This is a genomic window from Flavobacterium sandaracinum (assembly GCF_004349135.1).
In the GTDB taxonomy this organism is placed as follows: domain Bacteria; phylum Bacteroidota; class Bacteroidia; order Flavobacteriales; family Flavobacteriaceae; genus Flavobacterium; species Flavobacterium sandaracinum.
Genome location: NZ_SMFN01000032.1, coordinates 1 through 22795, shown reverse-complemented (window position 1 = coordinate 22795; position 22795 = coordinate 1). Strand labels below are relative to the sequence as shown.

Annotated in this window: 18 protein-coding genes; 7 read left to right on the top strand and 11 right to left on the bottom strand. The window is 37.8% G+C overall.

What is annotated here, in order from left to right; all coding sequences use genetic code 11:
- Nucleotides 1-3: 3 nt before the first annotated feature.
- Genes E0F91_RS16815 through E0F91_RS16800 form a run of 4 tightly spaced genes read right to left on the bottom strand, consistent with a single transcriptional unit; the run spans nucleotide 4 to nucleotide 3810 of the window.
- A complete protein-coding gene (locus E0F91_RS16815; protein WP_132067541.1) occupies nucleotides 4-636 on the bottom strand; it encodes a DUF4141 domain-containing protein in 633 nt (210 codons plus the stop codon).
- Nucleotides 637-671: 35 nt separating this feature from the next.
- A complete protein-coding gene (locus tag E0F91_RS16810; protein ID WP_132067540.1) occupies nucleotides 672-3167 on the bottom strand; it encodes a TraG family conjugative transposon ATPase in 2496 nt (831 codons plus the stop codon).
- Complete coding sequence (locus E0F91_RS16805; RefSeq protein ID WP_132067539.1) at nucleotides 3164-3493, bottom strand: DUF4133 domain-containing protein; 330 nt, start codon at nucleotides 3491-3493, stop codon at nucleotides 3164-3166. The genes E0F91_RS16810 and E0F91_RS16805 overlap by 4 nt, the downstream gene beginning before the upstream one ends.
- Nucleotides 3494-3504: 11 nt before the next feature.
- Nucleotides 3505-3810 (bottom strand): DUF4134 domain-containing protein, encoded by a 306-nt coding sequence (locus E0F91_RS16800; RefSeq protein WP_131993822.1) that lies wholly within the window; start codon nucleotides 3808-3810, stop codon nucleotides 3505-3507.
- Between the two features lie 193 nt (nucleotides 3811-4003).
- On the opposite strand from E0F91_RS16800, the gene E0F91_RS16795 reads away from it, so the two are divergent.
- Genes E0F91_RS16795 through E0F91_RS16780 form a run of 4 tightly spaced genes read left to right on the top strand, consistent with a single transcriptional unit; the run spans nucleotide 4004 to nucleotide 8726 of the window.
- Nucleotides 4004-5062 (top strand): ComEC/Rec2 family competence protein, encoded by a 1059-nt coding sequence (locus E0F91_RS16795; RefSeq protein ID WP_132067538.1) that lies wholly within the window; start codon nucleotides 4004-4006, stop codon nucleotides 5060-5062.
- A complete protein-coding gene (locus E0F91_RS16790) occupies nucleotides 5052-6146 on the top strand; it encodes a trypsin-like serine protease (protein WP_132067537.1) in 1095 nt (364 codons plus the stop codon). Before E0F91_RS16795 ends, E0F91_RS16790 begins: the two co-directional genes overlap by 11 nt.
- Nucleotides 6139-6594 (top strand): hypothetical protein, encoded by a 456-nt coding sequence (locus E0F91_RS16785; protein WP_132067536.1) that lies wholly within the window; start codon nucleotides 6139-6141, stop codon nucleotides 6592-6594. The genes E0F91_RS16790 and E0F91_RS16785 overlap by 8 nt, the downstream gene beginning before the upstream one ends.
- A gap of 5 nt (nucleotides 6595-6599) precedes the next feature.
- Nucleotides 6600-8726, top strand: coding sequence for an SMC family protein (locus tag E0F91_RS16780; RefSeq protein WP_132067535.1), 2127 nt, complete (start codon nucleotides 6600-6602; stop codon nucleotides 8724-8726).
- 18 nt (nucleotides 8727-8744) lie between these two features.
- On the opposite strand, the gene E0F91_RS16775 is transcribed toward E0F91_RS16780, so the two are convergent.
- The 3 genes from E0F91_RS16775 to E0F91_RS16765 are packed head-to-tail and all read right to left on the bottom strand — an operon-like array spanning nucleotide 8745 to nucleotide 10568.
- On the bottom strand, nucleotides 8745-9377 hold the full coding sequence (locus E0F91_RS16775; RefSeq protein WP_132067534.1) for a conjugal transfer protein TraD: 633 nt from the start codon (nucleotides 9375-9377) through the stop codon (nucleotides 8745-8747).
- A 2-nt stretch (nucleotides 9378-9379) separates the two neighbouring features.
- On the bottom strand, nucleotides 9380-9796 hold the full coding sequence (locus E0F91_RS16770; RefSeq protein ID WP_131910619.1) for a DUF3408 domain-containing protein: 417 nt from the start codon (nucleotides 9794-9796) through the stop codon (nucleotides 9380-9382).
- A 4-nt stretch (nucleotides 9797-9800) separates the two neighbouring features.
- A complete protein-coding gene (locus E0F91_RS16765) occupies nucleotides 9801-10568 on the bottom strand; it encodes a ParA family protein (RefSeq protein WP_132067533.1) in 768 nt (255 codons plus the stop codon).
- A gap of 723 nt (nucleotides 10569-11291) precedes the next feature.
- Here E0F91_RS16765 and mobA point away from each other — a divergent pair.
- From mobA to mobC, 3 genes are all read left to right on the top strand, one after another.
- Nucleotides 11292-11723: a conjugal transfer protein MobA gene (gene mobA, locus E0F91_RS16760; RefSeq protein ID WP_132067545.1), complete on the top strand. Its 432-nt coding sequence runs from the start codon at nucleotides 11292-11294 to the stop codon at nucleotides 11721-11723.
- Nucleotides 11724-11730: 7 nt separating this feature from the next.
- Nucleotides 11731-13035, top strand: a complete 1305-nt coding sequence (gene mobB, locus E0F91_RS16755; protein WP_132067532.1) for a conjugal transfer protein MobB — start codon at nucleotides 11731-11733, stop codon at nucleotides 13033-13035.
- 100 nt (nucleotides 13036-13135) lie between these two features.
- Nucleotides 13136-15157 carry a conjugal transfer protein MobC gene (gene mobC / locus E0F91_RS16750; protein ID WP_132067531.1) on the top strand — a complete coding sequence of 674 codons (2022 nt, stop codon included), beginning with the start codon at nucleotides 13136-13138 and terminating at the stop codon, nucleotides 15155-15157.
- Between the two features lie 26 nt (nucleotides 15158-15183).
- On the opposite strand, the gene E0F91_RS16745 is transcribed toward mobC, so the two are convergent.
- From E0F91_RS16745 to E0F91_RS16730, 4 genes are all read right to left on the bottom strand, one after another.
- Nucleotides 15184-20580, bottom strand: coding sequence for an N-6 DNA methylase (locus E0F91_RS16745; RefSeq protein WP_132067530.1), 5397 nt, complete (start codon nucleotides 20578-20580; stop codon nucleotides 15184-15186).
- Nucleotides 20567-21004 (bottom strand): DUF1896 domain-containing protein, encoded by a 438-nt coding sequence (locus E0F91_RS16740; RefSeq protein ID WP_132067529.1) that lies wholly within the window; start codon nucleotides 21002-21004, stop codon nucleotides 20567-20569. The genes E0F91_RS16745 and E0F91_RS16740 overlap by 14 nt, the downstream gene beginning before the upstream one ends.
- Before the next feature lie 138 nt (nucleotides 21005-21142).
- The gene (locus E0F91_RS16735; protein WP_341825595.1) at nucleotides 21143-21433 is read right to left on the bottom strand and encodes an ORF6N domain-containing protein; all 291 of its coding nucleotides are present in this window, start codon (nucleotides 21431-21433) and stop codon (nucleotides 21143-21145) included.
- Nucleotides 21375-22795, bottom strand: a 1421-nt coding sequence (locus tag E0F91_RS16730) for a type IA DNA topoisomerase (RefSeq protein ID WP_132067528.1), incomplete at its 5' end; no start/stop codon positions are given. The genes E0F91_RS16730 and E0F91_RS16735, both read right to left, overlap by 59 nt.

The window sequence follows — 22795 nt, the reverse complement described above, 5'->3', positions numbered from 1 at the left end:
AACTTACCAGTATTTTTGGTTAGCTGTTCCGTAGAGTTCGAATACTCTTTTAGTATTGTTCTGCTTTTTTGCCCTTAGAAAACTTACTGAGATATTTTTGTTCGTGTAATAGCGTACAAGGCTGTGGTATTCCTTCACTTCTTTGTACACTCTGTCAATAATATCCATACGTTCTTTGTCATTCAATGACAAACTGGAAGAGCTTACGATCTGTTTGAGTTCTTTCAGCAGTTCGGTACTTTCGTTGAGCAGTTCTGCATAACCATTGGCGATAGCTATTAATTCCTGGGGAGAAAAATTGGGATCGTTCATCATTTTGCCAAAATTCTGAACGTACATTTCCGACACATCGCCAACCAATAGTACTGTCTGCTGCACCTTACGGGCATCTTTCACCAAATTGTTTACAGCTTGCAACTTATCATAGTATTCTTTGCCCTGTTTATATACCTTTTCGACTTCCTTGAAATTTTTAATAACATTGGATACCGTGGATGAAGTCTGTACCATTTCATTGGCACTGTTAACAATTCCCTGAGCCAGATTAGTGGGGTCTGTAACCACCCATTGGGCTTTTGCGGACGGTGCTACAGCAAACATAAGTGCTGCACACACCATGAATAGTATTTTTTTCATTGTTATTCGATTTTTTAATGATTAATAATTTGTATTTACTTTTCTCTTCTTTGCAGGGCTATCCGCTTGATAGCCTGTTCTACATTTCCACCAAGTTCACCGGCAAGCTTCATTACTTCCATCTTCTCCGTTTCCTCGGTGGTATAGGCAAGATACTCTTCAACCGAAACCTCTGTGGCATATACCGCAGAATGGGTTCCCCCCAAACCAATCCAAACTTCCTTGTAGAGCCGTGACGGGTCATTATTCATATTGATGGAAAGTACCTGTGCCTTTTCTTTTTCAGTCAAGCCAAGCATTGCCTGTATGTCATCAAACTTGTTCATGTACTTGCGCTGGTCGAGCAGGATTTTACAATCGGAATTGTTGATGATACTTTCCTTGACAATGGGCGATTGAATGATGTCATCGACTTCCTGTGTTACTACGATAGCCTCGCCGAAAAACTTCCTCACCGTTTTGAAGAGATACTTTATATATTCTGCCATTCCCTCTTTGGCAATGGCTTTCCAAGCCTCTTCTATCAGGATAAGCTTGCGGATACCTTTCAATCTTCTCATCTTGTTAATGAACACCTCCATGATGATGATGGTCACTATTGGGAATAGGATTTTATGGTCTTTGATTGCATCAATTTCAAACACAATGAAGCGTTTGGAAAGCAGGTCTAGCTGTTTATCGGAATTGAGCAGATAATCGTATTCACCTCCTTTGTAGTAAGGTTCCAGTACGTTCAAAAAATTAGCGATGTCAAAGTCTTTTTCCCGAACCTGCTTTTCTCCCAATACCTTACGGTAATCACCCTGAACATATTCATAAAAACCATTGAAAGAAGCATATACATCATCCTGTTTGATACGCTCGATATAGCCACTTACCGCATTGGATAATGCCACTTCTTCGGAACGTGTCGGTGGTTCATCGTCACGTTTCCAAAGTGTAAGTATCAGGGTTTTGACACTTTCTCTTTTCTCTATGTCAAACACTCCATCATCGGTATAGAATGGATTGAAGGCAATGGGATTGTCTTCTGTGTAAGTGAAGTAAACCCCGTCTTCGCCTTTGGTTTTTCCTTTGATAAGTTCACATAATCCCTGATACGAGTTACCCGTATCTACCAGCAGAACGTGTGCGCCTTGCTCGTAGTATTGCCTAACCATGTGGTTGGTAAAGAAAGATTTACCGCTTCCCGAAGGACCCAATATAAACTTGTTTCGGTTCGTGATAATACCTCGCTTCATCGGCAGGTCGGAAATGTCAAGATGGATAGGTTTTCCAGTCAGACGGTCTGCCATCTTGATACCAAATGGTGATGGCGAATTATGATAATTGGTTTCCTCAGTAAAGAAGCACAATGCGGGTTCAATGAACGTATAGAAGCTTTCTTCACTTGGGAAATCTCCAGCATTTCCAGGCATTCCTGCCCAGTAGAGCGTAGCCACATCGGTGGTATTATGGCGGGGTTTGCATTCCATCAGTGCCAAAGCACTACCGCTATCATTCTTTAGCTGTTTGAATTCGCTAGGGTCATCCGACCAAGCCATAACGTTAAAGTGTGCCCTTATTGACGACAGTCCAAAACTGTGTGCTTCGTTCAGGTACCGCTCTATCCATTCTTTATTGATTTGGTTGGCACGGCTGTAACGAGCCAGTGAGTGCATATTCCTTGCTGACTTCTCAAACTTTTGCAGGTTGTCTTCACTGTTATCCAAAAACAGGTATTGGTTGTAGATATGATTGCAGTTTAGCAGCAACCCCACTGGAGCAGCGAACGACAAACGGCAGTCACTCCGGTCGGTAGATAGTTTTTCATAACGCGTATCTGCTGATACAGTTGAAGGCAGATCGTCAGTATCGGATAAAGTGTGCAGGCACAATCTTTTGTTACCAACGCGCACTTCTTCAGCTCCGATTGCTATGTCCTGCATTGGTGTTCCGGCTTCCCTTGACAGCGTCAGATATTGTTCCAATAATCCTTGTTTTTCATCCGTACCAATGATGTCTTCTTCCGTTAAGCGTCGTAACCCGATAAATCCGCTGTCATTTGCAATACGTTCAAACTGTGCAACCGCTTCCATAAAACGATGGATCGCTTCCTTATCCCTGATTTCTTTTGGTATGAGAGCACCTTTACAAAGCGATGAAAAATTACTCTGTGTACGCATTCTTTCCTTAGTGGTTTTGGTCAGGAACAGGTAGCAATAATGGTTAAGAAAAGGACGTTCGTTAAAATGCTGTTGGTAGGATTTGCCCAAAAAGCTCAAACCATCATCCGCAATATCGGGTGCATAATTTTCCTTAATATACCAGTCCTGTTTATGGATAACGGTATAATCGGGCAACGTCTTGATGGCTTTGTGCCAAGCAGAATGAATGGCTTCATATTCCGCAGAAGCTACCGTAAACAGTTCCGGCAAACGCACTTCAAAACAGGCAGTAATGTCTGCATCCTTTGACAGGATACAGTTGTTATCCACCGCTAGTAAGGGAAACTTATTTTCCAACGTTGTGGTCTTGGCTACATTCCTCATACGGCATTCGATTTAGGGGTGAACTTTAAATAGCGATGTACAGGCTTGCGACAGATGATGTAACGAGGATGCCTTTTTCTTGCACCGATTTTCATCAGCCCATGTTCTCCATACTTTTTGTTCAGTGAAAAGGTCTGCCATACTATCAGCGAAGCACCACCAGTTCCAAGAAACAGGCAGATGTAGGAATTGACCCCGACCATGTAAAGTATCATGACCAGAATAAGCGTTCCCAGTAGTCCGCCTGCGAATATGAACAGGTATTGTGCTTTCAGGCCCTTAAATTCTACTGTTCTTCCGATTCCTTTGTTGATGTTGTAATTCATAAGGCAAGGGATTAAAGAAAGAATGAACGCAATATGGTAGCTGCAACAATCAAGAAGATACACGCACCGAACCAGCTTGCCGCCGTCTTGCTTGTGTCGGGATCTCCGCTGCTGAACTTGCCGTACACTTTAACCCCTCCAATGAGACCTACCACGGCTCCAATAGCATAGATGAGTTGTGTGGCAGGATCGAAATAGGACGTAACCATTTGAGTGGCTTCAGTGATACCAGCTGAACCGTCTCCCTGTGCCATCGCACCCAAACCTGTCAGCATTACCATTGCTGACAGCAAAACTTTTTTTCTTTGTTTTTCCATGATTAAAATACATTAATTGTTATTGTTTTTCCCGCACTTTACGGGATTACAGAACAAATGTCTTATGGAAATAGAGACGTTATAGTGAACTGGTTGTCAGAGGAATTATTTGGCAGTAAGTGACGTTTTAAGCAGGAAATACTTATATTAGCTTTTTTATAATTTTAACTAACAAAAAGATCCGTTAACCTGAATGAAAAGAAATAGTACAGAATTTGCCATATTACCGGCATTTCATGGAGATTGTATTCTCATTAAAACATATGATATCAATAATGATGAATTTATTATTCTTATTGATGGAGGTACTGCTCAAACTTTTAGGTATACTCTTAAGGCAGAGTTGAAGGATATTAATCATATAAATCTACTTGTGCTTACCCACATCGACTCAGATCATATAGCTGGTTTAATTAGCTTATTCAAAAGCAGCCTTGTAGATGAAATTACGATTGATGAAATTTGGATGAATCATCCAGAAATTGTAGAAATTAATAATGACGAACTAATAAGTACAAAACAAGGCGACTCTTTAAAAGAATTAATTCTTTTAAAGAGTCCAGATGTAAAGCTTCTTGAAATAACTACGATTGATAAGTCAATTATCATAGGAGGTATTGAGTTTGTTATATTATCTCCAACTCCACAAATTAAAGAGGAATTATATAGACAATGGCAATTATCTAATTTGCCAAAAACTAATAATAACAATGTAAATATCAGTTCTCAAGAAGAAATTTATTCTAATTCATTAGAAGATTTAAGTAAAAAAGCATTCTCCCCAGATAAAAGTATAAACAACGATATCTTTAATTCTTCTTCAATCTCTTTTATTCTGAAATGCTTAGACGTTTCTATTCTGTTATTAGCTGATTCAAGACCGGAAATTATAACTCAGAGTTTAAGACTAAATTACTTTAGCGAAACTAAACCATTAGAAGTTGACTATGTAAAAGTTTCACACCACGGAAGTTTGAATAATACTTCACAGGAACAACTTAGTTTGATACAGTCTAATAACTTTATAATATCTACGAACGGTGGAACAGCTGACCATAAACATCCTTCAAGAGAAACCGTTGCTCGAATAGTTTATAATTCTCAAAGAAAAGATAAATTATTAAATATTTATTTCAATCATAAAATTAATGATTTAAAAAAAAGAATAGGTGATTTTATAAATGATACAGATTTTGACAAAGGGAATTGGAATGCAATAAGTAAAAATTGGTTTAGGAAAAATGACATATAATCTAGCGGAAAAATATTGCGTTCGAATAAAAAGCAATGGAAATACAGGCAGTGGAGTATTATTGCCAGGTAAAGAATCATTTTATGTTTTAACGGCAGCACATTGCTTGGGAAAAAATATGCCTAATGTAAGTGACATAGTTATCGAAAAACAAAATGATTACACATCAGAATTTAGAGCAATAACCTGTGTTGAAATTAAGGAATTTAATACAGATCATGATTTTGCACTTATAGAAATCGATTTTGATGATGAAGAAAGATTACTCTATCAATACAAATTAGGCCGAGGAGTGTTATCAGAAAACGAGATAAAATTTTGCGGTTATCAAGGCATTAGTATTAATCAATATCGCCCTTTTACTGGTAAAGTTTTGTCTGTAAGTGACGATATAGGTTGTTTTAAAATCACTTTGGTTGGAGAAACATTTGATCAAGGAGGAGAAGATGGACATTATTTAGCTAAAGGGCTCTCTGGTAGCGGAGTGTTTATTTACAGACATAATTCACCTTTCCTTATTGGTATACTTAATTCGGTTATTACCGATAAAGCTTGGAATGATGATATTGATTGTTCTTCGATAAAACATATTGAGGAGTATATATCAGAATATGTGGACTTATCAGATTTTGAAAATCTAAAACAATGGAACGAAAATCTAGAAAAAGAGCGAACTGACAGAGAGATAGAAGCCTTTAAAAAAGAGAACAGTGATTTTTTTGAAAAACTCTATCGCAAAAATAATGTGTTATACCCAGAAATAGCCAAAGCGAATTCTATAACTGTCAAACAAATAAGAAAGTTTTTGGCAATGAAAGATAATATTAGAACTATTGAAAATGATTATCCGATACTTTATTCAAATTTCAAAAATATTGTAAAGAGATTTGTTGATCAAGTTGAAGATGATTATTCAAGAAGTGTGACTGAAAGTAACGAAGCTATAGATTTAAAGATGGAACTTCAAAATCAATTAAAAAGTCAACTCGAGGCTCTTCCAAGCTTTACAAACTTAGATTTATCTGAGTTTCAGGTTATAGAGTGGTTAGGTATATGCACTTTAAATTTTGTTAAAAATGATTAATATCCTTTTAGATCAGAAACCGACATCGGTATCTATACGGTATAATGGATATTATAAAGTTGTTTTGTTGTTAGCAATTATTAAACATTGTGGATATGCAAAAAAAGCTAGTTTAGAGCTAATTCATGTTGTTTTTTGGAGTCTACGTAATGACAGTAACTACCAAGTGTTATTGGATTTAGCAAATCAACAAAGAAACAGTTTAGTTCCATGGACTTTTGAACATGGGATTGATGAAGTATTAGCTTTAGGCTTTATCAATGAGTATATCGAAAAAATTATAGTGAGCCAAACTCTTGAGATTAAAATAACAGCTAAAGGGAGTGAAATAATTAATTCAATAAATAAGTTTGAACTTTTTCAAGATGAAATACAGAAAATTAAAGCATTAGGAATAATACCAAAAAACAGATTAAGTAATGCGAATAAAAACTGGAAATTAATATAAAAAGCATGTTTAAAATAAATAAATTAAGAGCTGAAATTCTAACAGATAAAAGTGAAAACATAACGGATTTGTATGGTTTTGATATTTTGTTTAAACAAGGATTGAATATAATTGCCGGTCCTAATTCAAGAGGAAAAACAACTATAAATACCTGCATATATTATGCTCTTGGAATGGAAGAGTTGTTAGGTGCTCATAATGAAAAAGCATTAGACAAAGCTCTTAAGGAAGAATTTACCATTAAGGTAAATGAAGAGGAAGATGGTGTTACCTATAAAGTGTTATCTTCTAAAATAATTCTGGAAATAGAAAATGAAAACAAAGAGGTTGTTTGCTTAGAGAGGTATATCAAACCGAATACGGATGATGTAAAGACATCAAATATTGTCATTCATTATTCATCTTTTGATCATATCAATGATGAAGGTAATGAAACTGCAAAAGGGGTCTTTTTCGTTAATTCAAGAGGTAATAATGAAAACCCTAATGGTTTCTATAATTGGTTAAGTGAATTTATAAATATTCAACTGCCTCAAGTAAGTAATAGTTCCAGAACCGATAATTATAGTCCTCTTTACTTACAAACGATCTTCTCCGCATTATTTATTGAACAAACCAAAGGATGGTCTGATTTCTTTGCTACTATGCCATTTTTTGGAATTACAAAAGCAAAAGAAAAAATAGTTGAGTTCATTTTAGGTTTGAATGAAATTGTTCTTTCTACACAGAAAGATGTATTAAATAAGGAAAAAAATACAATTACCGAAGACTGGAAAAGAAAAATTAAATCATTCTCTTATTTAGAAAAACAAACAAATTCGACAATTATTAATATCCCCGAAGAACTTACAACGGATAAAGCTGAAATTGATAATATTAATGTTTTGTTTTCTACCTCAGAAGATGAAAAAATCAGCTTCAGTCGTTTTTTTAATCAGAAATCAGAAGCTGTAAAGGATTTAGAGAATAAACCCATCTCTACTATAAAAGAAAACAGAGAAGAAGCGATATTAGAATTTAATAAACAGAAAGAAGAATATTTTAAACTCAAAGATTATATCGAAAGATTTGAGAATAAACTAAGAATCGAGAAACAACAATTTTCTGGCTTAAATAGCCAAATAAGTATTATTGAGTCCGAGATTAAGGATCACATCAATTTACAGAAAGTTTTTAGTGAAAATATAATTAATGAACGCGGTGCTAATCAATGTCCCACTTGTTCTCAAGAAGTAACGACAAATCTTATCTCTACAAAGAATATAAAGATCCCTCAACTAACATTGGAAGAGAATACTAATTTTTTACGAAGTCAAAAGAAAATAATAGAATCTTCTATTACTAGTTTAAATGAAACAATAAATGAAAAAAAAGCTCTTCTATTATATTTTAAAAATTCATTACGCCAAAAGGAAGTCTTGATTAAATCTATATCAAAAGATTTGATTGCAGACGACAGAGCTTTTTCTGAATCAGAAGTTGTAAAAAAACTTCAACTTGAGAGAGAAATAGAGAGTCTGCTATTACTTAAAGAATCCATTATAGAATTGAAGGGAGAATTGCAGGCATTAGCTAATAAGTATCACAATAATAATATAGAAATTGGAAATTTAGGTGAATCGGAAAAAGAAGACGAGACAAAACTAGCAGACTTTGAAACTGAATATAAGAATTATCTTTTTGGCTTTGGATATGACAGTAATGAAAAGTACCAAATATCTATTAACAGAAAAGAACCATTTAAATATTTGCCGGTTTATTTAAACAAAAAAGAGGGTGTCTTTTTACCACAATCTATTAGAATAAATTCTTCCGCATCTGACTTTGTTAGAAATATTTGGGCTTATACGTTAGGTTTACTAAATAATGGTATCAATCATCCAGGTGTTATTATGTTTGATGAGCCTGGACAGCATAGAACAAATTTAAGTAGCTTAAAAGAGCTATTTAAAATTTCTTCAGAGATAAAAGAAAAACAAACAATAATTTTCACCTCTATTGATAAGCCTCTTCACAATGAAGAAAATGAAAAGATTGATTTAGATATTCTGATAGAAGATTTGGACAGTTCAAACTACAAATTAATAAGGCTTGATAATGTTCATAAAGTTATCGGCAAACTATCGACCTAAATAAAAATATTGAGGAGCCTATAAAAACTCCCCAATATCAAAATTCTCCAAATCATTTTTCCGCAAAGTGGAAGAACCGGCATCTGTTTCAGAAAAAAGGCTCCCGTCTAATAGCTCAGCTATTTTACGGGAAGCACTTTCCATAGAATTCTCCAGTAAGGTGAATAATTCGGTTCCTTGTATTTTCTGAACTATAGCAACTGCTGTTTCCTTTTGAGATGGCTCCAATTTTTCTTTTTGCAGCAGCATCCCCACGGAGCTTAGTTCTTCAAAGGTAACCCCTTGGGCAAAACCGTCATTACCACCGGATATTCCATACCTGTTCCATTCTTCTTCCTCTTCCTCCAAATCAGGCATATTTCCAAAAACTTCGTCCAGTTCTTCCTGCGGAATTTGCATATCGACATCTTCTTCGTCGATTTCAACATCAAAATTATCCATTTCCTGTTCCTGCTCTTTAATTTGGCTTTCAGTGGCACTCTTTGGCACTGGAAGGCTTCTCATTGGTTTGGGTTGCCCCATTATAACGGGTAGTTTCGCATTGGGTTTTTCCTGCGTTAGTTTTTGCTCCTCCCCTTTCCTGATGACAATCTTATCCTCCAACAACAGCGCAATAACAATTAGTAGGCATATAACGATTACTGTTTCCATAATTATAAAATAGGTTTGTACTTATCATTGAAACTTGTGGTAATCTGCTCGCCGAACTCCTGAAAATGATATTCGAGAAGATTGTCTAAGTAGGCGTAAATGGTTATCTTATCTTCGCCTATTACCTGTACGATCCGAGACAGTTTCTCATGGAAATCCGGTCGGATATATACCGTTTTGCCATCACGGGCATTGGTACCAGGCCTTTTGAAAAATATACTTTCGTAATCCTGTTCATTTACTTTTTTGGTTCTATTACGTTCCTTCAGTAAAGGTTTTTCCTGTAACGGTTTCATAGGAGCTTCGGGTTCTTCCGGCGGAAGTTGCAACCCTTCCTTTTTTACTCCATCTACCATTAAATTCATCATTAGCTCTTCGTTGATTTCAGGAATAGCTTTTTTCTTATTGTCTTTTTCCATACTATTATAATTGAACGATTCTTAAAAATTCCGTCATAAACTGGTCTAAGCGGCAAGCTTTCATCAAACGTTCATCGGGAGGCATTAAAGTTGACCGAAAAACAGTCTTGGCACCAGCTTCGCTTTCCTTGCGGAAACGTGTGCTGTTCTTAATCTGACATTGCATCAGACTTAATCCCAATTCATCTATCAATTTATTATAAACATCGTACAAAGGCGAACGCTCACGACCATCTACCTGATTCCAAAACAGGTTAATGGTTTCAATGGAGGTTTCTCCTTTTTTCATAATAACATCCTTCATCAACTGGGTAAAAATGAGCGTACTTTCCATAACTAGACGATCTGCTATAATAGGTGTGAAAATATGGTGCATCCCCGCCAGAGCTTTCAAAATACCGGGAGTGTTTACTGTACCCGGAAGATCAAAAAAGATAAAATCAACCGGAACGGAAGCGGATTCCAAAAAATCATGCGCAGCTTCCAATACCCCTTCAGCTTTATGTTGGATGATAGGATAAGCTTTTTTGTTAATGGTTGTAAATTGTTTGAATGCCACCCTTTTTAAAAACTCATTTTCCATCACCATAGCCAAATCACGAATCTTCATTTTCATTAAACTATGTTGTGGAAAATCAACATCGAATACGGCTACATTGTAGCCCAGCCGATAATGCAGCGTACTGGCCGCAAGTGCCGTAAAGGTGGTTTTGCCTACACCTCCCTTTTGGGAAGAAAAAGCAATGAATACTGTTTTGTGTTCTGTTTTCATTTTTAACTGTATTTAATTATTTACTTATATCGTTGCGTTGGTAGATACTTATCTGCTTTTGCCTATACATATGCAGTTTTGTAGAAAGCTATGTGGTCATTTAAGTAGGTATTGCTCTGCTTGAATACTAACATATGTACCTCTATTTTTAGGCACCTATACATATAGGTTTGTATCATCAGACCTAGTTATATGCAAACCCAAGTCTGTAAATATGCACATATACAACTATATGATTTCATATCCTCAACTGCATCTATCCACATCCGGACGCTTTTACATACACAAGTGACTACATACATAATTAAGGAACTACATACCAACATAGTTATCTGTTTACATCCGCTTGCAGGTACAAAGAAATGCAGATATATACGTCCTTATTCAAAGGTGGAACGAATTGGCGTTCATTGGCACTGTTTGGCACTGCAACATAGCTCAATGCTCTACTGAAGAGGAGTTTACTTTGTAAAGTGATTTTTATTAACGGACTTATGCAAAAATATTATGAAATATCAAGTAAGAAAGTGAACGGCCCGAAGCCGTTTATCCCTGCTTTATTTAATCCGTCCCGAAGGGCGGATTTTTGTGTTCACCAGAACACGGCAAGTTGTGTTTTGAGGCACTCGAAACTGAGTTCGTGCCTCAAAACAACTTGCCCTGCTGGGGCCTGAAAAGCCTTCCGAAGTCAGGCTTTTTGCTAAAGTTAAAAATGGATAGATGATGAACGAAAACAATAACAGAAAACAGAATAAAGGCGGACGGACGCCCAAGAACAATCCAAGTATTCACCGCCACGTTTTTCGCCTTACGGACGAAGAAAACGCGAGATTATTATCGCTTTTTGAAGCATCTGGAATGAACAATAAAGCAAAATTTATCATTTCCGTACTGTTTGGAAGAGAGATTAAAACGGTTAAAATTGACAAAGCTATGTTGGATTTTTATATGAGGTTAACGTCTTTTCACAGTCAGTTCCGCTCCGTTGGCGTGAATTATAATCAGGTTGTAAAACTGTTGTACCGTAATTTTTCGGAGAAAAAAGCAGCAGCTTATCTCTACAAATTGGAAAAGCAGACAGCCGAAATGGCGGTATTATGTCAAAAAATCATTCAGCTCACAGAAGAATTTGAAGCAAATCATTTGAAAAAATAGTGTTGAAATGATAGCAAAAATCGGAAGAGGGAGCAATTTATACGGCGCTTTGGCATACAATCAGCTCAAAGTGGAGAAAGAAAACGGGCAAATTCTGTTTACCAATAGAATAATTGAAACACCTAATGCGCAGTATTCCGTTGCTCAATTGGTCCAATCTTTCGAACCTTATCTGATAGCCAACCGCAATACTGAAAAACCAATTTTGCATATTTCACTCAATCCTGACCCGAAGGATAATTTAAGTGATGAAAAATTCAAACTGATGGCTCAGGAATATATGCAGAAGCTGGGTTATGGAGAACAACCTTTTGTAGTATTCAAGCACACGGATATTGACCGCACACATATCCATATCGTATCGGTTTGTGTGGATGAAGAAGGCAAAAAGATTTCGGATAAGTTTGAAAAAAGACGGTCTATGAATGTATGCCGTGAACTCGAAAACAAATATGGATTACTAGCGGCTACGGAGAAAGGACATCGGCAGAATGACAAGATTTTTCGTCCCGTTAATTACCAAACAGGAGATATAAAAAGCCAGATTGCTTCGGTTGTCCGATATCTGCCTAAGTATTATAAATTCCAGACATTGGGGGAATATAATGCTTTGCTTTCCCTGTTCAATATTACCACTGAAAAAATAGAGGGAGAACTACAAGGAAAAATCAAGCAAGGCTTATTATACTTTTCTTTAAATGAAAAAGGAGAAAAAGCCGGGCATCCACTCAAGGCTTCCCTATTCGGTAAAAATGCAGGGATTCCGGCTTTGGAATTACATTTTGAAGAATCCAAGCAAGCCTTAAAAAACCATATAGCAAAACTCACCATCAAAGCTTCGATTGAAATTGCCTTCCAATCGACAAATGATGAAAAGAACTTTAAGAAGCAATTAGCGGAACAGGGAGTAAATGTAATTGTTCGTAGAAATGATACAGGACGTATTTATGGCATTACGTTTATCGACCACAATTCCAGAACCGTTTGGAATGGCTCCAGATTGGGGAAAGAGCTTTCGGCCAATACCTTTAATGATTATTGGAACAATAATATAAAACCGGAAATAAAAAGGCTTAACGAACCTCATCCAAAAATATCTCAGCACAACGCAATGAAAGATCTACCAGCCGAAAAGCCCCATGAATTATTCGATTTCCTAAACAAAGAAATCACCGCTTCAAGCACAAATGAAACTAGTATGATGGAAAGTTTTGGAGGACTGTTGCCTGAGGCACAAGGAGAAGATTACGAAGAACAGGACTTTACCAATAAAATGAAGAAGAAAAGAAGACGCAACAGTGGTCAAAAGTAAAAGATAGCCAAATACTGCCACTCACCGCCATCAACTGCCACTTTCCTACAGTCAATCTTTACAGCCTTTAAATTCACGGCTGAACTTTAATATTTTTAAAATGCAGGGAGAAGACGACTTAAGAGGACTTGCCAAGATTATGGCATTTATGAGAGCCGTGAGTATTCTGATAGTGCTGATGCACTTATACTGGTACTGTTACGGTTTTTTTCTTGAAAGAGGATGGACATTGGAAGTTATCAATAAGATATTGGTCAATTTCCAACGGACCGCTAGTTTGTTTTCACACACGATTTACACCAAAGTATTTACCATAGTTCTGTTGGCTTTAAGTTGTCTGGGAAGCAAAGGTGTGAAGAATGAGAAAATAACCTGGTCTAAAATTTATGTGGCTTTGGGAATTGGGTTTGCGTTGTTCTTTCTAAATACGCCACTGTTAAAGTTATCGCCAATTATAGGAACATTCCTTTATATAGTAACATTGGCTTTAGGATATATTGCTTTGCTAATGGCAGGTGTATGGATGCACCGTTTGCTAAACAACAACCTGATGGACGATGTTTTCAACAACGAGAATGAAAGTTTTATGCAGGAAACTAAGCTAATGCAAAATGAATATTCCGTAAACTTACCCACCAAATTTTGGTACAACAAAAAACAGCATAACGGATGGATTAATATTGTAAACCCTTTTAGGGCAACCATTGTATTGGGCACGCCTGGCTCGGGTAAATCGTATGCTATTGTAAACAACTATATCAAGCAGCATATTGAGAAAGGTTTTTCAATGTATATCTATGATTTTAAATTCGACGACCTATCTACAATTGCCTATAACCATTTGCTAAAACACACGGATAAGTACAAGGTAAAACCGAAATTCTACGTCATTAATTTTGATGACCCAAGAAAGAGCCACCGTTGCAACCCGATAAATCCCGATTTTATGACCGATATATCCGATGCTTACGAATCGGCGTACACCATTATGCTGAATCTTAACAGGAGCTGGATACAGAAGCAGGGGGATTTCTTTGTAGAATCTCCAATCATCTTATTGGCTGCCATTATTTGGTTTCTTAAAATCTATGAAAACGGCAAATATTGTACGTTCCCTCACGCCATTGAACTACTAAACAAAAAGTATTCAGATATATTTACTATTCTGACATCCTATTCTGATCTGGAAAATTATCTATCACCCTTTATGGATGCTTGGCAAGGCGGCGCACAAGACCAGTTACAGGGACAGATTGCATCAGCTAAAATTCCTTTGTCAAGAATGATCTCACCGCAATTGTATTGGGTTATGACCGGAGATGATTTTTCACTGGACATCAACAACCCGAAAGAGCCGAAGATATTATGTGTAGGCAATAATCCTGACCGTCAAAATATCTATTCCGCAGCATTGGGCTTATACAATTCAAGAATTGTGAAACTCATCAATAAAAAGGGACAACTTAAAAGTTCAGTTATCATTGATGAGCTGCCTACCATTTATTTTCGTGGATTAGACAATCTGATAGCCACCGCTAGAAGTAATAAGGTTGCCGTCTGTTTGGGGTTTCAGGATTATTCGCAATTAACCCGTGATTATGGAGACAAAGAAAGTAAGGTTATACAAAATACCGTGGGTAATATATTTAGTGGTCAGGTGGTAGGAGAAACTGCCAAAAACCTTTCGGAACGTTTTGGTAAGGTGTTGCAGAAAAGGCAGAGTTTGTCAATCAACCGTAATGATACGTCGACATCCATTTCCACACAATTGGACAGCCTCATTCCTGCATCTAAAATTTCTACATTGACCCAAGGTGTTTTTGTAGGGGCTGTATCAGACAATTTTGATGAACGTATCGAACAGAAAATCTTCCATGCTGAAATTGTTGTGGACAATGATAAAGTAGCTGCTGAAACCAAAGACTATCAAAAAATACCGGAAATACTATCTTTCATAAACGAGGCAGGAGAAGATATGATGAAGCAGGAAATCGAAGCTAATTACAGACAGATAAAATTGGATATTATTCAGGTTATTGAAACTGAATTGGAGCGTATTAAAAATGATCCTGATTTACAACATTTGGTACAAAAGGATAATACAAAAAAAAGCAACAAATAAATGTAGCTTTTTATTTTGTTCCAGATTTAGATTGTCTTTAAACGTACTGAAGATCTTTCCTGAACATCATCTATTTTAATTGTTTCTTTCTGCTCTTCAACTATCTGTTCATTAGAGTCAGGAGCAATAGATAATTGGATTTTCCTGTCAATGGCCGCGAGTTCGGTTTTTAGTTCACTCAACCTGCTCTCCTTTTTCCACGTACCGTTGACAACTTCCTGAAGTACAGGTATATCTTTTTGCAGATCGGCAATTTTCTTTTGCTCCTGCTCGATATAGCCAGGTATTTTTTCCAAAGCACTAAGAAAATTCATTGACCCAAGCTTTACGTCATTAGCAATCAAACCATTGTTATAGGTGTATTTTATGTTGCCTTCACCCTGTACCAAGAAACGATTGACCCTAATATCAACACCCTCTTTTTCAGACATTTCAGTTTTAACCAATAACGTAAACCCATACAGGCTGCCTATTTCTTCGTACTGACCTCCAGTACGGGCTTTATCAGCAATCTGATTAAGCTTGGCTCCAATCTCTTTCATATCTGCATTGGGTGATAATCCATCAAGCTGTACAGGATTAAGTATCGTACCATCCTGTCGTTTTTGTAGACGCTGATGCAGGTTTTCCCAATCGAGACTCATTCTTTCCAATCGTGACCTAGCAGACTCCAGTGTAGTGATACTGTCTTCCAGTTTGTACTTGGAACTGAATTTGGAACGATTAAATGCCTGCTTCTCACTTTCCAATCCAGCGACCTGTTTTTCCAGTTTTGCTTTTTCCAATAAATCTGTATTCCCTGAAAGGATAGCTACATATTCCGAGAAATTCATTCCCGATTTTTCATCCATGCTTCCCTCGTCAATGGTACGCTTTCCGAGATTGTTAGTTTTGAGCTGGTCAATAAAAAGCTGTTTATTGTACAGTAGGTTAAACTTGTAGCTGTCTAGTGATTTTTCTACAGCATAGATAATTACATCTACCTTGTTATTGGCAAAGAATTTGGCAATTTCATTGCCTTTACGAACGGCCCTTCCGTCACGTTGGGCAAGATCGCTTGGCCGCCACGGCGTATCTAAATGATGGACAGCAACTGCTCTTTTCTGTGCATTTACACCAGTTCCCAACATACCTGTAGAACCAAACAGAACACGGATTCTTCCATCATTCATTCCACTGATAAACTCTTTACGTTGCTTATCATTTTTAGCTTCCTGTATAAAACGGACTTCATGTGGTGGTATGCCGTGATTTTCTACAAGTTTACGTTTTATTTCTCCATAGACATTCCATTCTCCAGGTTTGTAAGTACCTAAGTCTGAAAAGACAAACTGCGTTCCTTTCTGCGAATGGAATTTTTGGTAATATTTAGCTATGTAGGCAGCACAATGAGAAGCTTTGCTATCGGGATGGTCATCGTATTTTCCGCTTACCATCCGCATATCGAGCGACATCTTACGGGCATAATCTGTAGCAATCAACATCTTTGCTTTTTCTTCCCGATCTGTCAGCGGAGGTCTACCTAATAAGATCGCATTACCTGATTTTGCAAACTCCATCAATTTCTGGATGAATACTACCTGATCCGGTGTAGGCGGTATATTATAAAGCACCTCGTTCTTTTCCGGACGATCTATACCAATATCCTTAGCGGTTCTGTAATCTGTGATTTCCGAATAAAACTGTGCCAGTTCCGGCACTTTGATAAAGTAACGAAAGCGCTCTTTTGACACAATATTATTGGCGACTGAAAACTCATAATCGGTTGTTTTCCTTGCATATATAGCTGCCCATGCATCAAAACAATTGATACCCTGTTTTTCCAATGCTCTTGGACGCAGATATTTGAATAATAGATATAGCTCGGTTAAGGAATTGCTGATAGTTGTTCCCGAAAGAAAGGTAGCGCCCATATCTCCTTGTATGCGATCCTGAATGGTGCGGATGGCAAAAAGCAGATTCATGGCTTTTTGACTTCCCATCATATTGCCCAAGCCTGCAACCCGGTCATGGCGGGTATTGAACATCAGATTTTTGAATTGGTGGCTTTCATCAACAAATAAATGGTCGATGCCCATCATCTTAAAGTCCACTACATCATCTTTTCGGTTTTCGATGTCGTATTCCAAGGTTTTCAGTCTAACTTCAAGGTTTTGTTTCCTGATGATTACACCTTTGAGCATTCCCCTTGAAATCTCTTTGCCCTGAGCTTCTAAGGCGGCAAGATTATCCTCCACGCTGTTGAGTTCAACTTGCAGGATCTCCTTTTGCAGTTCTGGCGACTGAGGTATCATGCCAAACTGGTCATGGGTCAATATCACACAGTCCCAATCGTTGTTTTTAATATCTCCGAAAATCCGTTGCCTTTTCTGTGGGGTAAAATCTTCTTTACCAGGATACATAATTTTAGCGTGTGGGTAGGCTTCACGGTACGTTTCTGCAATCTCATGAACATTGGCTTTCAATCCTATTATCATAGGTTTGTGAACCATTCCCAAGCGTTTCATCTCTTGTGCTGCGGTACACATCACCAATGTCTTTCCTGCTCCAACTTCGTGATCGCAAATCGCACCCTTGTTCAGTTTGATCATCCATACTGTGTCCTTTTGGCTCGAATACAGGTCATTAATACCTAAGCCTTTTCTGTCTAGTCCAGGAAATTCCTGATGACTTCCGTCGTATTGCGGTCGTACAAAACAGTTAAAGGTATCGTTATATTGTTTGGTTAGTCTTTTTTTAAACTCATCATTTTGGGCGTTAAGCCATTCGGTAAATGCTGTACGAATTTCATCAATCTTGGTATTCGCTATCTGTATGGCTTCCATATCCCGTACCTTGATCTCCTTATCATCAATTATGACCTTTTTAGTAATATCAGGAGTGGTGTTAACTAATGCATTTTTCAGCAGAGCAATCCCGTCAAATGTTCGACTTTCTGACTTGACGGCATATTTATCCCATATATGTACATTTTTCTGGTCGCATTTTATAGAAAAGTCATCAGAAGTCTCAGAATATTGAATGCGCACCTCCGTATCGAAAAGATGAGAAGCAAAGAGAGCATAGATTCTAGTTGGTATCCAGCGTTCACCAAGATTGAAATCTAACTCTTCAAAATCGATACTTCTTGGTCTGGCTTCTTCCAAAGCAGTAAGGCTTTCTTCGGACTGCTTATCATCGGGACTGCTTTCGAGGTAGGTTTTTACTGCTGTGGCTTTCTCCACTACATTGCCAGCAATCCATCTTTCAGCTATTTCATATTCCTTTTCCAAAGGATTGTAAAAAATACGCCCGTGTAATGCCTCTTTCAAATTGTCGGATAGCATACCGCTGATTTTGGACATATAACCCAGATCAACCCTGCCGTATTTGTTCAGCGATGCGGCTAATGCTTCATCAGGATTATCAGCAGTCAATGTTGTAATGGAGAAGCTTACCGGACGGTGGAAGATATCTGCCTTATGTACCACACCGCCCACCACACGTTCCAGATAAGGGATTTCCTTACCGGAACTGTCTGTTTTGATAAGCTTGATATTATCAGCACTGTTTAGGTTGCCGTAGCTTTTTACAAAGGCATCGTAAGCCTTATTAAATTTTTCTCTCTCTTCTTTATGTTCAATTTGCAGTTTGGCTTCCTTCTGATATAAATCGAGATAGCTATCCCGTACAGAAATATAGGCTTCAGCCCTTGCTTTCTGCAAGGAAGATAATTGCAGAGGGTGAAACATTGCCTGCTTCTTTTCACTTTCAAAGTCTTTGAGATAACCTACCCAGCCGTTATCCAATGCAAGGCTATCGTTACGATGAAAAGACTGTATTCCCTTGGTATAAATTGCAGGTTCGGGAATAGTTTTCTCTGCGGTAATCTTTTCGATCAGACCATTTCTGCTCACTACTGAAAACAAATCGCCAATAACTTCCTCCGCATTACTTTCACTTGGAGTATTATTATTTACTGGAGAAATAGTAACAGGAGGTTGCTGCATCAAACCGCTGAACAGGTTTCCCTGATATCCGCTCACAGTTCTTTTTCTTTTGGCTGGTTGTTTTGTTGTTGCAACTGCTTTAACAGGAGCGGCAACAGCCTTCAGTTCTTCTAAATTTTCAAAGAGATCAAAAATGCTCAGTTGCCTTTCCTCTTTGACAATGTCCTTATTTGTTGTTGAAGCAGATAGAGTCTGTGTTTTGAATGTAATGGTTACGGGCCCGGAAACGGCAGGTGTAACCGTTGGTTTTATCGGAATTTGTACAACAGACGAATCGTTCCGTTCACCTTTATACAAACCAATATCAAGATGTTTTCTAAAATCCTCCGATAGCATTTGCTTTAGATCTTTGGCAATTCCCTCCACACCATTCGTGTGCGTATAGATAAATGCAGGTTGTCCGTAAGGATCAGTTCCAAGCACACGTGTAGTATGGACAATCCTTACGTTATCCTGAAACAAGGCATTGTTTGGTTTATTGTATTCCGCTATTTCGCTTTGACAAAACAGTTCTTCCGCTTGGGTCAAACTTTTCTTTGCAGAATTTTTTTGAAGGATTATCAAATCGCTACCGACTTCCGTACCGGCATAGTCAGTAAATAGGTTGTTTGGCAATCGAACTGCTGAAACCAGATTATTATCCTGCATCAATGTCCTGCGTATAGGTTCGTTCTTCGGACTGTTCAGTACCCCTTGTGAAGTGATAAAAGCCAGCACACCTCCTTCTCGGAGCATATCGGTTCCTTTCATGAAAAAGTAATTGTGTATGCTTCGGGCCGCCTGTACTTTTGTAGTATCCTTGCTTCTGGAATAGGAAAGATCAAAAACGGAAGTATCACCGAAAGGGATATTGCTGGCTACTATATCGTAGCTATTTAGTTCTCTTTCTGGTATTTCTTCAAAACCGTTTATTCGGACAGCACTGTTGGGATAGAGCTGCTTTAAAATTTTTCCTGTAAGCAAATCCTTTTCATAAGCGGTAACCTGGGGTGAGTCTCTATCGGCAAAAGATTGTATGAAAGAGCCAATACCGGCAGAAGGTTCCAGAAATTTTTGGATGCTTACACCGCTCTCCTGTAAAGAAGTGGAAATGGCATCAATCACCAAAGGCGGCGTGTAAAATGCCGTAAGTACGGAGCTGCGCATACTATCCACATAACTTCGGTATTGCTTTTCATCAGCGGCATTTTCATTTAGTAGCTGATGGAGTTCCTGTGTAAGAGGAAAGAGTTCGTGTTCAGTTTTCCTCCAATGGTTAATGTCTATCGGGTTTTGGGCAGGGTTCAACACGAATTTAAGACCGCCAAATCCGCTGTATTGAATCATTAGCAGTCTTTCGCCTATCGTGGCTTTCCGTTTCTCCCTTTCCAGTTCAAAAGCAATTCGTAAGGCATCAATATTCCTTTGGAGATGTTGACGTTTACTGAAGCCCATTTTCTTCTATCCAAATGGCTATAGTTCCAGTCAGTTCAGTATAGAGCAGGTCAAACTCCGAAGAATAGGCAAAGTCATCCTCCAATTTGTAGTTTGTAAAAACAGGGTCGCAAACAGGCAACATCTTTAAGGCAAACGGTCGTAGTTCTTCGTCTGCCATTGTAGTATCAAACTCATTGCAAACCACCTGAAAAACGGTATCAAATCTGGAGAAGTACAATCCTTCAAATAAAACATAATCAGCAATATGATCGCATTGACTGACGGGGTTTCCTGCCCGAAATGCTCCTTCATAAGCATTGGAAGCCCAACTTGAACGCTGGGCAATAAATTTAACATCATACGTTTTTTCGGGAAAGCTTGTAGTCAATAATTCTTGTAGTCGTAACCTGAAATAAGACAGGTCTTTTTGATGTGTTTCCATACTATATTTTGTTTATAATTTTGCTAAACGGATAAAATTTGAAGCATTCTGCCAATCTCAATATCCATTCTTGAAAAGGCAAACCATTTTTTACCCAGATCTTTCAATGATGCTCCAATATGATAAAGTTCGGTATTATCAATTATGAGAAAACGGTCGTGGGCATCCTTTTACGGCAGTATAGCTACGGAGCATAGCGATACCTTGCTCGGTAAAATCATAAGACAGATAACGCCTTCCCCCATAATTCAAACTTGAGGTCACAAACTGTGACCTCAAGTTTATAGTATCAAATTCATCTTGGGTCAACTGGAAACGGAAGTTTTCAGGAAAGCGGTCTATATTCCGCTTTACAGCCTGATTAAAGACTTTAGTTTCTACCTGATAAATTAGATTTTTCAAATTCAAAGGAGCTTTCCGCTTTCTCATTCAATACAATATAGGCCTTGAATTTCTTTCCAGCTTTACTTTTCATTCCTCTGATAAGAGAAGTTTTGCCAGTATTGACAAGACTTTCTATATCAGTTATGCTTACATGCACACCACATACATTTCGGAACTGTACCCAGTTGCAGACCTCATTAGAACATTTAACAATTTTATCTCTAATAATCAGTTGCTGCTTTTTACATTTAGGACAAACAAGGCTAGGTAGGTTTTCTTGTACAATAGCCGTTTGCAGCAATTCATTGGTAATAGATGTGGCATAGATTTCCATTTCTTTTTGAAAAACTTCCGCATTACTTTCGTTGTTTTCAATTTTCTGCAAAGCTAGCTCCCACTCTGCGGTCATTGCTACATCGGCAATTTTCTTGTCTTTGACCAGTTCATAGACTTGCAATCCTTTATCGGTAGGTAACAGGGATTTATTTCCCCTTTGGATATAGTTACGGCTAAACAGGGTTTCAATAATGGCGGCTCTTGTGGCTGGTGTACCAATACCTAAGTTTTGCATTGCTTTGCGCTCCTCTTCATTTTCAATCTCCTTTCCTGACGTTTCCATAGCTGATAAAAGTCCGGCCTCAGTATAAAGCACAGGTGGTCTGGTTTTCTTTTCCAAAACCGAAGCATCTTTGATTTTGAGTTCATCACCTTTTTTCAGTTCGGGTAATTCCTGCACAGGTTCAGTATCATTATCGGAAAAACTGCCTTTGATGGAACGCCAACCTAGTTCTAATATCTTGAAGCCTTTCAGGGCAAAATCATAATGCAATGCCTGTAAAGTAATATCGGTTATCTCTTTTTTACAGGCTTGTGAAATTGCTTCCAGTAGTCGAAAGGCAATCATATGGTAAACGGCATTTTCCTTAGCCTGTAATGCTGATGGGATTTTGTCCGTAATCAGCAGACCGTGATGATCTGTAACACGAAGGTCATTTACAATACGTTTATTGAAATTCCCCCATTTCACTTTGGTTACTGCTTGCTTGAAGGCTCCCATATCCTGTAAAGCCCTGATAAGATTTGGAATCTCTGCCCACATATCTTCAGGAATATATTTACTCCCAGTACGCGGGTAAGTAATAAATTTCTTTTCATACAGGCTTTGCGCAATGTTCAAGGTTTCTTCAGCCGTCAGATTCAACTTTTTATTGGCTTCTTTTTGCAAGCCAGTCAGATCAAACAGCAAAGGCGGTTGTTCCGTCACGCTTTTGGTTTCTACAGTGGTAACCGTAACTGTATTGCCATTTCTTTCGATGGACTTTAATATATTTTCCACAAGCTTTTTATCTTGCCATTTGTTTTTGGAAAGGCTTTTAAAATCTATGAACTCTTTTGTATGGGACACCT

Bases quoted from the DNA above. Each gene is read 5' to 3' on its own strand.
- E0F91_RS16795 (WP_132067538.1), top strand. From the start codon at position 4,004: ATGAAAAGAAATAGTACAGAATTTGCCATATTACCGGCATTTCATGGA.
- E0F91_RS16740 (WP_132067529.1), bottom strand. From the start codon at position 21,004: ATGGAAACACATCAAAAAGACCTGTCTTATTTCAGGTTACGACTACAA.
- E0F91_RS16780 (WP_132067535.1), top strand. From the start codon at position 6,600: ATGTTTAAAATAAATAAATTAAGAGCTGAAATTCTAACAGATAAAAGT.
- E0F91_RS16800 (WP_131993822.1), bottom strand. From the start codon at position 3,810: ATGGAAAAACAAAGAAAAAAAGTTTTGCTGTCAGCAATGGTAATGCTG.
- E0F91_RS16765 (WP_132067533.1), bottom strand. From the start codon at position 10,568: ATGAAAACAGAACACAAAACAGTATTCATTGCTTTTTCTTCCCAAAAG.
- E0F91_RS16790 (WP_132067537.1), top strand. From the start codon at position 5,052: ATGACATATAATCTAGCGGAAAAATATTGCGTTCGAATAAAAAGCAAT.
- E0F91_RS16810 (WP_132067540.1), bottom strand. From the start codon at position 3,167: ATGAGGAATGTAGCCAAGACCACAACGTTGGAAAATAAGTTTCCCTTA.
- E0F91_RS16770 (WP_131910619.1), bottom strand. From the start codon at position 9,796: ATGGAAAAAGACAATAAGAAAAAAGCTATTCCTGAAATCAACGAAGAG.
- mobB (WP_132067532.1), top strand. From the start codon at position 11,731: ATGATAGCAAAAATCGGAAGAGGGAGCAATTTATACGGCGCTTTGGCA.
- E0F91_RS16785 (WP_132067536.1), top strand. From the start codon at position 6,139: ATGATTAATATCCTTTTAGATCAGAAACCGACATCGGTATCTATACGG.
- mobC (WP_132067531.1), top strand. From the start codon at position 13,136: ATGCAGGGAGAAGACGACTTAAGAGGACTTGCCAAGATTATGGCATTT.
- E0F91_RS16745 (WP_132067530.1), bottom strand. From the start codon at position 20,580: ATGGGCTTCAGTAAACGTCAACATCTCCAAAGGAATATTGATGCCTTA.
- mobA (WP_132067545.1), top strand. From the start codon at position 11,292: ATGAACGAAAACAATAACAGAAAACAGAATAAAGGCGGACGGACGCCC.
- E0F91_RS16815 (WP_132067541.1), bottom strand. From the start codon at position 636: ATGAAAAAAATACTATTCATGGTGTGTGCAGCACTTATGTTTGCTGTA.
- E0F91_RS16775 (WP_132067534.1), bottom strand. From the start codon at position 9,377: ATGGAAACAGTAATCGTTATATGCCTACTAATTGTTATTGCGCTGTTG.
- E0F91_RS16805 (WP_132067539.1), bottom strand. From the start codon at position 3,493: ATGAATTACAACATCAACAAAGGAATCGGAAGAACAGTAGAATTTAAG.
- E0F91_RS16735 (WP_341825595.1), bottom strand. From the start codon at position 21,433: ATGAGAAAGCGGAAAGCTCCTTTGAATTTGAAAAATCTAATTTATCAG.